A 14,101-nucleotide genomic window follows, 5' to 3' on the forward strand; every position below is an offset into this window, starting at 1 on the left:
ACGACCTCACGGCATGCGATGCAAATCGCATGCCGGTAATTTTCACGCTGTCATTTTGAGGGGGGAGGGACTCACCATGGGCTTACTCGCTTTGGGCTTGAGCAGCTCCTTCAATAATTCCAAAAAAAGCGGGCGTGCTGCGGTCGGTGCGATCTTGGCATACAGCTGGATATAAGCCATGGCCGGACTGGACCAGGAGAAATCACTCGCCATGGCCGTCCGCTGCATGGTTTCCCATTGCGTTGGGCGGGCATAGAGCGCCAGTGCGCGCGCGACCGCTTCGCACAGATTTTCTGGCTGCTCGCCTTTGAACAGAATGCCGGTTGCGCCTTCGGCCAACACGTCGCCAGAGCCGGCATCGATTACGGTATCGCACAGACCGCCAACACGTGACGCGACAGGAATCGTACCGTACAGCATGGCGTAAATCGGCGTCAGGCCGAACGGCTCAAAACGGGTGGGGTGCAGCAGGATGTCGGCGCCGGCGTGCAAGGCATGCGCGCGTTGCTCATCATAGCCAAGGCTGACGCCGACGCGGTCGGGATAGTCTGCTGCGAACTGCTTGAATTGCGCTTCGTATTGTGGTTCGCCGCAACCCAGGATTGCGATTTGCAGATGCGGATGACGTTCCAGCAGATCAGGCATGGCGGCCAGAATCACATCGGCCATCTTTTGATGGGTGATGCGGCTACCCACCGCCATCAACGGCGTGAACTGCTGGATTGGCAGATTGAACAGACGCTGCAACTCGCGTTTGCAGGCCGCTTTGCCGCTCATGTCTTCCAGGCTGTAATTGCGTTTGATCAGCTTGTCGTGGCTCGGGCTCCAGAGATCCAGATCCACGCCATTAGGAATGGCGCTCAGGACATCCTTGCGTTTGTTGAGAATGCCTTGCATGCCATAGCCGAGTTCTCCCAGAATTTCTTCGGCGTAGGTCTTGCTGACGGTGGTGATCTGGTCAGACCAGGCGATGCCCGCCTTCAGATAGCTCATCTTGCCCCAGAATTCCATGCCGTCTTCGGTGATCATGTCGGCTGGAATGCCGATCTCTTCGGCCTTGTCCAACGCAAAGTTGCCTTGGAAGGCCAGATTGTGAATCGTCAGTGCGGTTCCGACATTGGTAACGCCCTCGAGCTTCATCAGGGCAGCCACCAGACCGGCGTGCCAGTCATTGGCATGGACTACATGCGGTACCGGATAATCTGTCTTGCCGGCGCAGACGCGCACGGCGGCATGGGCGAGCGAGGCAAATGCAACCGCATTGTCATCCAGCTCCTGACCGTTCTGATCGACGTAGGGATTGGCCGTGCGTTTGTCAAACAATGGCGAGCGAATCAGCAATACCTTGACGCCACTATCCGGCATGACACCTTGCATCAGTTCGGCATCACCGCCAGGCAAGGCGGGAAGATCGGAAATTATCTGGAGTTGCTTGGTGAGTTCGAGTGCCGCCGGATAACCGGGCATCATGATCGTGACATCGACCTTGAGTGTCGAAAGGTTGGCAGCCAGTGCGCCAATGACATCAGCCAGACCACCGGTTTTGACGAGCGGTACGGCTTCGGAAGTTACGAGAAGAACACGCGGTTGTAACATCAACTTCTCCCAGGTCTATGTGCGCTGCTTATGGCTTGCGCCCGTATAGTTTGATTAGTTTGTATCTACTGTACCCTACGATACCGAAGCCTTTCTTGAAGTCGAATCAGACACTGCCGCGACTATTTGTAAGAAAACGTTACCGAGGTAACATTTCAGTATCGTCATGTACGCATCTTTCCCCTGTGAAACGCCGTGTTGTGATGTGGAAACCTGCAAGGTCGCCATCCCGGCTTGGTGATTGTTTTCGTTGCCCTGAAGCATGCTCTGAAGTGCGCGGTACGTCCGTCAAAAAATACTTGTCAGACAGTCGTAAGGTTAGCAAGGCGCATGCCTGACAGCCTGCACACCGACGGTGCAGCAGAGAAATAAATGCATTGTTTTGATCCGTCGCATTTATCGAGGAATGCGGATCACACTCTGTTCCACCACGATGAAGATCTGTTCACCAGCCTGCGCATCCATGGTGAAGCCGCCCGTAAATGCACCGAAGGAAGGCAGGATGGCGCCATGTTCGCCAAACACGAAACAGGGCAGGCGGAGAGAATCGCGGCCGCTGCGGACGCGAAAAACCGGATGCAGATGTCCGGCAATGACATAGTTACCGGCCAGTGTCTGCGGGTGATGACAAAACGCAAAGCCCTCAATCAGCAACGGCTCGTCGACAATGTCAACTTCCAGATCATCCGGCGGATCGCCTGCACGCAGATCGTGATTGCCGCGGACGAGGATGAGTTTCAATTCCGGGTGCCGGCTGCGCCATTGCCGTAAGGCAGCCAAGGTGGCGGCTGCATGCGACGTCGCGGCATGCAAGAAATCGCCGAGAAACAGCACGGTACGTGGTGCATAGCGGGCAATCAGTTTGTCCAGACTTTGCAGATTTTCGCTTGTGGTGCCACGCGGTACAGGCACACCTTTCGCACGAAACGCGGCGGCTTTCCCGAAGTGGATGTCGGCAAGAATCAGCATGCCGTGTTTCGGCCACCAGAGCGCACGCTGCGGTAGCAGCGTCAAGGCATGGCCCGCAGCAGTGATGGTTAGCGTGTCGATGCTGCTTTCTCCAGTTCACGCACCATGCGGGCAACGCGGTCGGTCAGCTTTTCGGTGCTGAGTTTTTCGCGAAAGCGTTCGACCATCAAGGGAAAGGCGAAGGGTGTGGCACGTTTCGTTTGGTGGACTTGTAGCGTGCGTTGTTGCAATTCTTCCAGTGTGTCACGCAAGCGTGTCAGTTCGAGCTCCTGCTCCAGTACTTCGCGTTGCGCCTGTGTCAGCAAGAGATTGCCGGCGTCGTGCTTGCGAAAGACTTCGAAGAACAAACTGGACGATGCCTGCAACTGCCGATTGCTTTTTGGTTGGCCCGGATATCCCTGAAAGATGAGACCGGCGATACGCGCGATTTCCCGAAAGCGTCGTTGCGCCAGTTCGCTTGCATTCAGGCTGGCGAGCACATCTTCAAGCAGGTGATCGGTGCTCAGCAGGTTGGCGATGCCTGCCGTGGTTAGCAATGCTTGCCAATTGACCGGAACAGGCGAAAGCAACTCGAAGCCGTAGTCGTTGATCGAGATCGAAAAGGTACCGGCCTGTTCGCGACTGAAGCGCCATGCCAGCAGAGAAGCGAGACCCACATGGACCGAACGACCGGCGAATGGATACATGAACAGATGTTGTCCCTCGCGGCTGTGGGTAATCTCCGCCAGCAGCGAGTGTGCGGTTGGCAACCCCGACCACTGCTGCTGCAGTTCCAGCAGCGGCACAATGGCCTGCATCTCGGCCCCTTCATACATGCCTTGGGATGCCTGTTCGAGTCTGGTGAGTGCGGCGTGGGCAAGCTCGGAAGACAGCGGCATGCGCCCGCCTTGCCAGCGTGGAATCGCGCCGCGTGATCCGGTAGCGCGGCGTACATACGCAGCCATCTCGTGCATGCGAACGAATTCGAGAATGCGTCCGCCGAACAGGAAGTGATCGCCGGCTTTCAGACGCGAGATGAACGATTCCTCAATCGAACCGATCGTGCCGCCAGATAAGTATTTCACCTGCACGCTGGCATCGGAAACGATGGTGCCGATGCCCATGCGATGGCGACGCGCAATCGTGTTGTCCGGCACGCGAAAGATACCGTGCTCGTCCGGCAAGACACGTCGGTATTCTGGATAAACGGTCAGACTTTGCCCGCCGCGCGCAACGAAATCGAGTGCCCATTGCCATTCCTCCAGCGTCAGGTTGCGATAGGCATAGGTCGTGCGGACTTCGTCATACAGTTCTTGTGAGGTAAAGCCGCCGCCGAGGGCGATCGTCACCAGATGCTGTACCAGGACGTCGAGCGGTTTGTTGGGGATGGCACGGGCTTCGATCTGCCCACGCGCGACGGCATCCCGTGCGCCCGCTGCCTCCAATAGTTCGAGGCTGCTGGTCGGCACCAGTGTCACGCGTGAGACGCGCCCCGGTGCATGACCACTGCGACCTGCACGTTGCAGCAGGCGAGCGACACCGCGTGCACTGCCGATCTGCAATACACGTTCGACCGGCAGAAAGTCCACGCCGAGATCAAGGCTGGACGTGCAAATCACGGCTTTTAGTTCGCCGTTCTTGAGACCTCGTTCCACCCATTCCCGCACACTCTTGTCCAACGAGCCATGGTGCAGGGCGATGAGACCGGCCCATTCCGGTTTGGCTTCCAGCATATTTTGATACCAGATCTCGGCTTGCGAGCGCGTGTTGGTGAATGCCAGCGTGGTCTGATGCCTGTCGATTTCGGCAATGACAGCAGGCAGCATTTGCAGGCCCAGGTGTCCGCCCCAGGGAAAGCGCGAAGGATGATCGGGAATCAGGGTATCGACCACGATGCGTTTCTTGCTCGCGCCTTCGACCAGGACGCCATTTGCAGAAGCATCGCCTAGCAGCGCATCCTGCGATTGCTGCAGATTGCCGAGCGTGGCAGACAGTCCCCAGATCACGAGATCGGGGTTCCAGCGACGCAGGCGTGCCAATGCCAGCTGGGTCTGCGAGCCGCGCTTGTTCCCCATGAGTTCGTGCCATTCGTCGACAATGACGACATCAAGCCGGCGGAACTGCTCGCGCGCATCGGTGCGGCTTAAAAGCAGCGTCAGACTTTCCGGTGTCGTAACGAGTGCCGGCGGCAGTTTCCTGTCTTGTCGTGCGCGTTCCGATGAGCTGGTATCGCCGGTTCGCATGCCAACCTGCCAGTCGGGGAGCAAGGCCGCGAGCGGCTCCTCCAGCGCCCGAACCGTATCGGCCGCCAAGGCACGCATGGGTGTCAGCCACAGTACGCGCAAGCCCCCTTGCTGACGACCGGCTCCTTGAGACAAGACACGCAGCAACGCCGCAAACCAGACTGCATAGGTTTTGCCGGAGCCGGTTGTCGCATGCAGCAGGCCGGATTTTCCCTTTTGCGCCGCGCGCCAGACCGTGCGCTGGAAGGGAAAGACTTTCCAGTCCCGCGCCGCGAACCAGGCATCGATCTGCTGTAGCGGCGTGGCGTCGCGCGCTGTTGGTGACGTGATGTCGACAGCATCGGCCTGAGTAACAGTCGGACGCGAAGTACGTGCATTCATGCCAGCATGTCCTTTAGCACATCCAGCGTATCTGCCTGCTCGACTTCCTTATCGTCGCGTATGCGCAGGATGCGCGGAAAACGTACGGCAAGGCCGGCCTTGTGTCGTGTCGAAGCGGCAATGCCTTCGAAGCCGATTTCGAACACCATGGTGGGCTTCACGCTGCGCACGGGGCCGAACTTCTCGATCGTCGTGCGCCGAATGGCGGCATCGACCTTGGCGATCTCGGCATCGGTCAGGCCCGAGTAGGCTTTGGCAAACGGAACCAGCTTGCGTGTGCCATCGGCTTCCGTGTCCCAAACGGCGAAGGTGTAATCGGTATAAAGCGAGGCACGGCGACCATGGCCCGCCTGTGCATAGATGAGTACGGCATCGACTGCGCGCGGATCGATTTTCCATTTCCACCAGACACCGACATCGCGCGTGCGGCCGACGCCGTAGTGCGCATCGGCGCGCTTGAGCATCATGCCTTCGACGAGACGCGAGCGCGAGGTTGCACGTATGGTCTCCAGCTCTCGCCAATCGGCGGCGACGATCAGCGGCGAAAGACGTAAGGCGGGATGATCTGCTTGCGCCACGACTTTTTCGAGCAGGGCACGGCGTGACGACTGGGGCGTGCTGCGCATGTCCTGCCCTTCGTGTTCGAGCAGATCGTAGGCCACCAGGACAGCCGGCAGATCGTTCAAGAGCTTGGTACTGACGGTCTTGCGGCCGATACGCTTTTGCAGGTCGGCGAATGGTGCAGGCATGTCATCGCGCCACACCAGAATTTCGCCATCGATCACCGTTCCTTCGAGGAGGGCAATCGAAATCAGTTCGGGAAAGCGATCGGTGATCAGTTCCTCTCCGCGTGACCACAGCCAGCTTTGGTGTTGCCGGCGCACGAGTTGTGCGCGTATGCCGTCGTACTTCCATTCGACCAGCCACTCATCTGTTGCCCCCAGTGTCTGGGGTTCAGCGTTCAGTTGATGAGCGAGAAAGAACGGATACGGTTGGCCGCCACGCAACAGGTGTTCGTCATGCGTGACCGGAGCGATCAGTTGCGCGTAGCGTTCGGCAGTCGGTTGCGTACGACCATCGGTCCAGCCGATCAGACGTTGCGCCACAAGCTTGCTATCAAGCTCGGCGACTTCGGCCAGCGCGCGCGTGACGAGCAGTTTGGAAACGCCAACCCGAAAACCGCCGCCAATCAATTTGATGAGGAGGAAGCGTTCGCGCCAGTCTGTTTCATTCCACCAGCCGTACAACGCGGTTCGTATGGTTTCCGGATCGGCGCCGCGCAAGGGGGCAATGCGTTCAGTCATCCATTCGGCCAGTCCCACATCGCTGCTCTGCTGCGGTGGTGGCAGGACGTGCGCAATCGTCTCCGCCAGATCACCGACGGCATGGTAGGACTCGTCGAACAGCCATTCGGCAATCTGCGCATAGTCGATGGCGAACTGGCGTAACAACTTGGTCGGTACGGCCTGCCGCGGCTTTCCGCCGGCAAGAAAATAGACGGCCCATGCAGCGTGCTCGGCTGCGGCGTGGCGGAAGTAATTCCTGAGCGCCTCGAGCTTGCGATTGGTGCCCGTCGTTTCATCGAGTCCGGCATAGAGACGGGCGAAGTCACGCATGGGTCGGTGCCTCGCTTTGATCAGCAGCGCTGGGGTCCTTCTCTCCGTCTTCGTCACCGTATTCGGTTTCGAACGAACCTGCATCGAGACCGTTTTCGCGCAGCCATCGTACAAGCACGGCGACCTGACCGTGCGTGACCATCACACGTTGCGCTTCGGTGGCGCGAATCGCCTGCATCAGGCCCGGCCAGTCGGCATGGTCGGACAGGACAAAGCCGCGATCAACGGCGCGTCTTCGGCGCGCCCCGCGCAATTGCATCCAGCCGCTGGCGAAGGAATCGCTGTAGTCGCCGAACCGGCGCATCCAGGTGGAGCCGCCGGCAGAAGGTGGGGCGATGACGATGGCATTGCGGTAAAAGGCCTTGTCCTTGATCTCGCTTGCCAGATAGACGTCAGGCAGCTTTACGCCCGCTTCGCGATATACGCGATTCAACGGCTCAACGGCGCCGTGGCAGACGATTGGGCCGATGCTGGTATCGAGTCCGTGCAGGATGCGTTGTGCCTTGCCAAACGCATAGCAAAACACCACGCTGCAACGGCCGTTGTCTGCATTGCGCCGCCACCATTGATTGATGTCGTCGAATATCCGTTGTTGCGGTTGCCAGCGGTAGATGGGCAGCCCGAAGGTGGATTCGGTGATGAAGGCATGACAGCGGACGGGCTCGAAGGTGGCGCAGGTGGCATCGGGTTCGACCTTGTAATCGCCAGAGGCCACCCAGATTTCGCCCTTGTGTTCCATGCGTACTTGTGCGGAACCGAGCACATGACCAGCCGGGTGCAGCGAGATGCGGACGCCATTATGTTCGATCGTTTCGCCATAAGGCAGGGTGTCGAGCGAGATATCGCCAAGACGGGCGCGCAGAATACCCGCGCTTTGTTCGGTTGCCAGATACTTTGTGTGACCGACGCGTGCGTGGTCAGAATGCCCGTGCGTGATGATGGCACGCGCAACAGGACGCCATGGGTCGATATAGAAATCACCAGGGACGCAATAAAGCCCTTCCTTTCTCGCCACCACCATGTCGCTCATGGTTTCTCCGATCAATGCCCGCTTAACAGAGGTATCGCGAATCTTTATATAAGGTTCGTTTTGCAGATTGCCAGTCGCTGCGGGGAAGGTCTGTACGCGCATTAACAGAATGAGGTAGAGATCGGCCTGCATGGTGTTGTTCACATCAAAAAGAATCCTCCAACGATTGCGTCAAAATGCCGTACGGCAATATAAGCAGGTATGTGATTTAGCGCACGGATTCCCCTGTTTTTTTTGGGCAAAGTACGCATGAAAGTTGAGCAATCCCGCTCGTCTGGCGTGAATCGCCATTACTTTTTGCAGGAGAATAGACATGAATAAAGAACAAGTTAAAGGCACTGCTAAAGATATCGCTGGTAAAGCACAACAGAAAGCTGGCGAACTGATCGGCAGCAAGGAACAGCAAGCCAAAGGTATGGCCAAGCAGGTCGAAGGTAAAACCGAGAAGGCCTACGGCGACGTGAAAGAAAGCGTCAAGGACAGCACCAAGAAGTAATCCTCTGCGAGTAATACTCGCTGTTGATGAAAGCCCATCCTCGGATGGGCTTTTTGCTTTCCGATCGTGCGATGCACGGATGGTTGATAACTGGGACTGATCAGCTGATAACAATGCCTGCCTTGGTGCTCGGCCCAGTCACTTTTATACTGCTTGCGGTTCGTGTTCCGCAAAGAACAAGTGAATACCAGGCAAGAGGGAAGAGATGACACGGGAAAGCGCAATGTCGATGCCGATCGAGTACAACGGGTTCAAATTGATGGTTACGGTCGAGCGTCAAACGCCTGATCAGGCGGGCTCGTACTGGCGTGGCCATTTTGATTTTTGGCGAGAAAATAGCGCACAGGCGCGTGCAGGAACAGTCAGTCGTGCCGAACCCAATCCGGTTGATGCACGCAACAAGACATTGCGCATTGCGAAATCCATCATCGATGCCGAAATGGTACGCGAGCAGGCAATCCGATGCACTCGTCCGAACATTGTTGAAATGGCGTCAAGTCTTTGATAAATCACGTCTTTCTGTCGTCAGGCGTATAATGTGGAATTTCCGTCTGGGGCGGGAATTTGTTCAGGGCAGGACTGCCTGCCAGAACTGAATGAGCGCAGTCCCCGACCTTTGACGCGTCATCACCACTATCGAAAGAGTCAGGTTTTGCCTAACCATTGCGTTTGCAGTGGTTATCGTTGCAAGCAAGCCTGCTGCATATCATGTCTGACATTCAGTCCGTATCGCCCACCGCAACTCCCGCTGCCTCGCCTGTCACTGCATCCGCCACCGTTCGTTTTCAGGATTTTGGTCTTGCACCGGAGATTTTGCGCGCTTTGAACGAGCAGGGTTATGAACACCCGACACCGATTCAGGCGGAAGCCATTCCGGTTGTCTTGCAAGGCAAGGATGTGATGGGAGCAGCACAAACCGGTACCGGTAAAACGGCAGGTTTTTCGCTGCCGATCATTCAGTTATTGCTGGCACATGCCAATACCAGCATGTCGCCAGCGCGCCATCCGGTGCGCGCGCTGATCCTGACGCCGACGCGCGAACTGGCCGATCAGGTGGCGGATAACGTCAAGGCTTATTCGCGTCACACGCCGTTGCGTTCGGCCGTGGTGTTTGGTGGCGTGGATATCGGTCCGCAAACTGTCACCTTGCGATCGGGTGTGGAAATCGTTATCGCGACACCGGGTCGTTTGCTCGATCACGTGCAACAAAAAACCGTCAATCTGGCGCAGACACAGATTCTGGTGATGGATGAAGCGGATCGTATGCTGGACATGGGCTTCTTGCCTGATCTGCAGCGCATCATCAACCTGCTGCCGAAGCAGCGCCAGAACCTGATGTTTTCGGCGACTTTCTCGCCCGAAATCAAGAAACTCGCGGGCAGCTTCCTCAAGAATCCGGTGACGATCGAAGTGGCACGCAGCAATGCAACTAACGATAACGTCAAGCAGATCATTTACAAGGTTGAGGAAGAGGCCAAGGCGGATGCGGTGTCGCACATCATTCGCGAACGCGGTCTCAAGCAGGTCATCGTATTTTCCAATACCAAGATCGGAGCCTCGCGTCTGGCGCGTCATCTGGTCAACGGCGGCGTCAAGGCCGCAGCGATTCACGGCGACAAGTCGCAAGGCGAACGCATGCAGGCGCTGGATCAGTTCAAGTCCGGCGAGGTTGAAGTCTTGGTCGCGACCGATGTCGCAGCACGCGGTCTCGATATTGCCGAACTGCCTTGCGTGATCAATGTGGATTTGCCCTACAACGCCGAAGATTATGTGCACCGCATCGGTCGTACGGGTCGTGCCGGCGCAAAAGGCGATGCCATTTCGTTCTGCTCGGACAAGGAAACACGTTTGCTGGCCGATATCGAGAAGCTGACCAAGCAATCGTTGAAACCGGAAGCGCTGAGCGGGCTGGTCGTCTCGCGTGGTGGTGATCGTCGTCAGGAGCGCGGTACCCGTCGCGATGAGGGAAGAGCTTCTCCGCAACGTGCAGCAGCCGGCGAACACGCCGGTCACAGCTACACGCCGGGCGCGCGTGGTGCTTATGCCCCACCACGTCGTGAAAAGGTTGATCCATTTTTCACGCAACCTTATGAACCATCGAGCACGACAGCGAGCGAGACACAAGCAGTCGACAGCAAGTCGTCGTCGATCAAACCGCAAAAAAACAAAGTGGCAGCGTTGCTGGGTGGCACACCGAAACGCTGATGCAGATGATCCGGAAATCAAAAGGGCGCTCACCATGAGCGCCCTTTTTAATCCGGCAGCCAGGCCTTGCGCCACGCCAGCAGATTGTCATCTGCCAGCATCCAGTTTCTGCGCACGATGGCCTGCAAGGCATCGCCGCGTCGCGCGTTCTCTTGCGGATCGGCAAGGTGCATGCGGATCGCATTGACCCATTCACTGAAACGATTCTTCACACGTGTTGCCGGCAGATCGTCGTATTGGTAACAGCGGACATCGCTGCAGATGACAGGGAAGCCGCAAGCGCCATATTCGAGCAAGCGCAAATTGCTTTTGCATTGATTAAAGAGATGATCTTCTACCGGTGCCAATGCCAGATCGAGGTTGAGATCGGCTAGGGCTTGCGGATACTGCTGGATCGGTATGCCCGCATGCAGTTCATGAATGTAAGGACGTAGTTTGTCCGGACACATCCCGAAGAACACCCACTCGACTTCGTTGGCCAGTTCCCTGACAACATCGGCGATCAGTTCCAGATCGCCGCTATGACTGTTGCCACCCGCCCAGCCGACACGTGGCTTGGTCGAGGTGTGCCGCTTACCTTGCAAATTGCCCCACCAGTCCGCAGGCAGACGATTTTCGATTACGCGGATGTCGGCATGCAGACCGGCAAACGCTTCTTTCAACGCATCGGTAGAGACGACAAAGCGATCGACATGGGCCAAGCCTTGTCTTATGCGCTTCAAGACATCTTTGTCTATGTTTTGCTTGTTGATGTTCTTCATCGACAGATTGGGCAGATAGTCGTCCAGTTCGTACACTTTGAACGCATTTGAAAACTGTTTCATTCTGCGTAACGCTTCGATGCGTTCTGGCGAAGTAGGGCGCTGCATTACAAGGACATCTGGCGCAAACCGCTCCAGCGTGGTCGGTGACAGGATCTGGCTGGAAAGTGTGCCGTCGATCAGGCCCGCATTGCACATGGCAAGTGTGGGCTGGATGATGCGGTAATGGCCACAGCCATACGGATCGGCATGGTGGGCCAGTACGACAGGCAAAGGGCGCCAGGCTTGCAAGGGGCGCCACGCCAGCTGTGGTGCAGCCAGCTTGAAGCCTTCGTTGTCTTGCAGAGAAAAACCGGGATTGTAGGCCGGGTCACGCGCAAGTACGGGGAGCCAGCGCGCATACATTGCATCTTCCTCGGCAGAGCCGACCGGCCTGGTAGGTGGCATGTCCATCAGTAGTCGCGTACGCGGCGTCCAGACATTGAGGAAGCCGGCTTGTTGCAACTTCAGGCAAAGATCGACATCAGTCCAGCGCGAGAGCAGCGGCTCTTCATCGAATCCGCCTGCTTCCATGAACAAGGTGCGGCGCAGAAGCAGACATTCCGCGCTCAAAGCCGAATAGTTCTGATCGAGTCGCAAGCGCTGCATATAGCCGTTGTCATCATGCGCCAGTCCCTCGAATGCACTGCCCGCCGGGCTGTTGAGTCCGAGCAGCAGGCCGGCATGACGTATTTTGCCGTCGGCAGACAACAGCTTGGCACCGACTGCGCCTACTTCCGGCCGCAAGGCGTGATTCAACAGTTGTTGAAGCCAGTCCTTATGCAGTACGGCAGCGCCATCGCCGAGCCAGAGCAGAAAATCACCACGCGCCTGCTGGGCTGCTTCATTACGTAGCCGCGCATCGGAAACGCTTTCGGAAAAACGCAGAACACGCAGTTGTGCCGCCTGAATCGCTTCAATACCAGCCAGCCAGTTACGCATATCTGCAGCCTGATTGCCGTGATCCAGCAGCAGTACTTCGTAATTCGTGTACTGGGTGTTTTCCAGCAGGCTCTCCAGACAGCGCTGTGCCTGCGGCAGGCGATCCTTTACGATCACCAAAATGCTGACAAATGGCTGTTGCGTGTGACCGTAATCAATTTCGTAGCAGCGCGGAAAATGGCTACGGATGCTTGCTTGCGGATAGCCACGATTGTTCAGATGCTGCGCAATGGCCACCTGCTCATCCGCATGTTCTTGCATGCTGGATGCATTGGCAATCAACAGGGGCTCGCTGACGTGCGCAATGCAGCCCAAACCAAACTGCTCGATCAAGCGCAATTGATACGCCAGTTCAAATGCACGACCGTTTGACGACGAAAAGCCACCTTGTTCCACTAAGGCTGTACGACGGAAAAGCCAATGCGGTGACATGCTTGCCGGAAAACTGAGCAGCAGATCGAGATTGGTATCCGGACGCAGCAGCACGCCTAGTTCGTCATCGTTCAGACGAACGAGTTCATCTGCATAAACGGCCTGACAGCTATCCGGCAGGATCGGCAGATCGAGCGCAACCATCAGCAGCCCGCTTTGCAAAAATTCACTGCCTGCTTCTGCGACAAGGAGCCAGTCTGCTTGCGATCTCGCCAGATAATCGTTGATCGCAGTCACCGGATGCGTATGGTCTTCTAGCGTGATGACCGTGACCTTCTCATCGCAGTCTGTGTGAGGCTGTGTGGTGAACACCACGATCTCAATGTGGCGATACAGGTTGACCCGTTCAAGATGATCGAGCGACCGCTTGAGTGCATCCGATGCATCGGGTGCATCACCTTGATTGAGCAACATGACGGCAATACGCGGGCCGCCATTCTGCTCGGCAAGGCGTTGGTTGATTAGTGCCTGCTCGGCGGGAATCGGTCTGCGTGCCTCCAGCCAGGAAGATAAAGACACACTGCCTAAGCCGACGGCGCGTCGTAACGCATCCAGCAGGTTGATCGGCTTGAATGTCCGTGCTTTCAGACGCGTGATGGGGGCCACGCTGACAAACCGGTTGTCTCCCGATGTGCGATACCATCCCAGATCGCGTATCGCTTGTCGAAAGTCGGCGTGCCCCTGATCGCCAATGCCAACCTTGTCACGGCCTGCCTGACTGAATTGTGAGTTGGATACGCGGAACTTGGTTAATGGCTTGGAGAGGAAAGCTAGATTGCCGCGTTGTAGCAGCTTGGCGTACAAGGCCAGATCACCAACCCAATGGATCATCTTGCCGTTGAGCGACATCATCTGCATGTCGATCTCTTTAAGATCAGCACTGCGTGCCATGATGCAACTTGGCTCACCAATGAAATTGATGGTGTGATCGCCAAGGAAGGAAATCAGTTCCTTGCCGTTGATGAGGACATCGCCTGAAAAAGGGAAGGAAGTCGCCAGAATGTCGGGAAGTGGCTCGCCTTCCTCATTAATGCGTTGTCTGCGGGAAGATGCGAGTACGACGTCCGGCTCGTTCTCCATTGCGGTGACCAGTTCGGCAATGCATTCTGGTTCAAGTACATCGTCGTCATGCAAAAACTTGATGTACTTGCCTTGCGCGTGTCGAATGCATTTGACTGTATTGGTGAGTTCACCAATTTGATGTCTGTTCTTGATATAAAGAATCGGCAAGCTGGTGCTCGCTCTTTTTTTCTCGACAAGTTCGGCAATGCGGCCATCCGCACTGTCATCACAGATAACCAGTTCGAGTGAAGGATAGGTTTGATTCAATACGCTATCAAGCGCCTGTTCCATGTACTGAAACTTATAGGCAGGAATGATGATGCTGACAATAGTCTCTACGCTCAATTGAA

The 14,101-nt window shown here is 56.7% G+C and carries 9 protein-coding genes; 3 read left to right on the plus strand and 6 right to left on the minus strand.

The features are described from left to right. Nucleotides 1-42 precede the first annotated feature (42 nt). From glgA to IEV29_RS13670, 5 genes are all read right to left on the minus strand, one after another. Nucleotides 43-1,596, minus strand: coding sequence for a glycogen synthase GlgA (gene glgA / locus IEV29_RS13650; RefSeq protein ID WP_188381890.1), 1,554 nt, complete (start codon nucleotides 1,594-1,596; stop codon nucleotides 43-45). 396 nt (nucleotides 1,597-1,992) lie between these two features. Beyond that, complete coding sequence (gene pdeM / locus IEV29_RS13655) at nucleotides 1,993-2,646, minus strand: ligase-associated DNA damage response endonuclease PdeM (protein WP_188382151.1); 654 nt, start codon at nucleotides 2,644-2,646, stop codon at nucleotides 1,993-1,995. After that, nucleotides 2,634-5,168, minus strand: coding sequence for a ligase-associated DNA damage response DEXH box helicase (locus tag IEV29_RS13660; RefSeq protein WP_188381891.1), 2,535 nt, complete (start codon nucleotides 5,166-5,168; stop codon nucleotides 2,634-2,636). Before IEV29_RS13660 ends, pdeM begins: the two co-directional genes overlap by 13 nt. Continuing rightward, nucleotides 5,165-6,784 (minus strand): ATP-dependent DNA ligase, encoded by a 1,620-nt coding sequence (locus tag IEV29_RS13665; RefSeq protein WP_188381892.1) that lies wholly within the window; start codon nucleotides 6,782-6,784, stop codon nucleotides 5,165-5,167. The genes IEV29_RS13660 and IEV29_RS13665 overlap by 4 nt, the downstream gene beginning before the upstream one ends. After that, entirely contained in the window at nucleotides 6,777-7,814 is a 1,038-nt protein-coding gene (locus IEV29_RS13670) for a ligase-associated DNA damage response exonuclease (protein ID WP_188382152.1), read from the minus strand. Before IEV29_RS13670 ends, IEV29_RS13665 begins: the two co-directional genes overlap by 8 nt. Nucleotides 7,815-8,127: 313 nt before the next feature. Here IEV29_RS13670 and IEV29_RS13675 point away from each other — a divergent pair, with 313 nt between their 5' ends. The 3 genes from IEV29_RS13675 to IEV29_RS13685 all read left to right on the plus strand — a co-directional run bounded on the left by IEV29_RS13675 (nucleotide 8,128) and on the right by IEV29_RS13685 (nucleotide 10,515). Then, the gene (locus tag IEV29_RS13675) at nucleotides 8,128-8,310 is read left to right on the plus strand and encodes a CsbD family protein (RefSeq protein ID WP_188381893.1); all 183 of its coding nucleotides are present in this window, start codon (nucleotides 8,128-8,130) and stop codon (nucleotides 8,308-8,310) included. Between the two features lie 205 nt (nucleotides 8,311-8,515). Then, nucleotides 8,516-8,815 carry a hypothetical protein gene (locus tag IEV29_RS13680; protein ID WP_188381894.1) on the plus strand — a complete coding sequence of 100 codons (300 nt, stop codon included), beginning with the start codon at nucleotides 8,516-8,518 and terminating at the stop codon, nucleotides 8,813-8,815. Nucleotides 8,816-9,018: 203 nt separating this feature from the next. Then, on the plus strand, nucleotides 9,019-10,515 hold the full coding sequence (locus tag IEV29_RS13685) for a DEAD/DEAH box helicase (RefSeq protein WP_188381895.1): 1,497 nt from the start codon (nucleotides 9,019-9,021) through the stop codon (nucleotides 10,513-10,515). Nucleotides 10,516-10,562: 47 nt separating this feature from the next. Here the strand turns inward: IEV29_RS13685 and IEV29_RS13690 are convergent, their stop codons facing one another. Beyond that, nucleotides 10,563-14,096 carry a glycosyltransferase gene (locus IEV29_RS13690; protein WP_229726418.1) on the minus strand — a complete coding sequence of 1,178 codons (3,534 nt, stop codon included), beginning with the start codon at nucleotides 14,094-14,096 and terminating at the stop codon, nucleotides 10,563-10,565. Nucleotides 14,097-14,101 lie beyond the last annotated feature (5 nt).

Source organism: Oxalicibacterium faecigallinarum, from assembly GCF_014635705.1.
Classification (GTDB): Bacteria; Pseudomonadota; Gammaproteobacteria; order Burkholderiales; family Burkholderiaceae_D; genus Oxalicibacterium; species Oxalicibacterium faecigallinarum.

Excerpts from the sequence above, each read along its gene's own strand:
- IEV29_RS13680 (WP_188381894.1), top strand. The coding sequence starts at position 8,516 with ATGACACGGGAAAGCGCAATGTCGATGCCGATCGAGTACAACGGGTTC.
- IEV29_RS13675 (WP_188381893.1), top strand. The coding sequence starts at position 8,128 with ATGAATAAAGAACAAGTTAAAGGCACTGCTAAAGATATCGCTGGTAAA.
- IEV29_RS13660 (WP_188381891.1), bottom strand. The coding sequence starts at position 5,168 with ATGAATGCACGTACTTCGCGTCCGACTGTTACTCAGGCCGATGCTGTC.
- IEV29_RS13670 (WP_188382152.1), bottom strand. The coding sequence starts at position 7,814 with ATGAGCGACATGGTGGTGGCGAGAAAGGAAGGGCTTTATTGCGTCCCT.
- IEV29_RS13665 (WP_188381892.1), bottom strand. The coding sequence starts at position 6,784 with ATGCGTGACTTCGCCCGTCTCTATGCCGGACTCGATGAAACGACGGGC.
- glgA (WP_188381890.1), bottom strand. The coding sequence starts at position 1,596 with ATGTTACAACCGCGTGTTCTTCTCGTAACTTCCGAAGCCGTACCGCTC.
- IEV29_RS13685 (WP_188381895.1), top strand. The coding sequence starts at position 9,019 with ATGTCTGACATTCAGTCCGTATCGCCCACCGCAACTCCCGCTGCCTCG.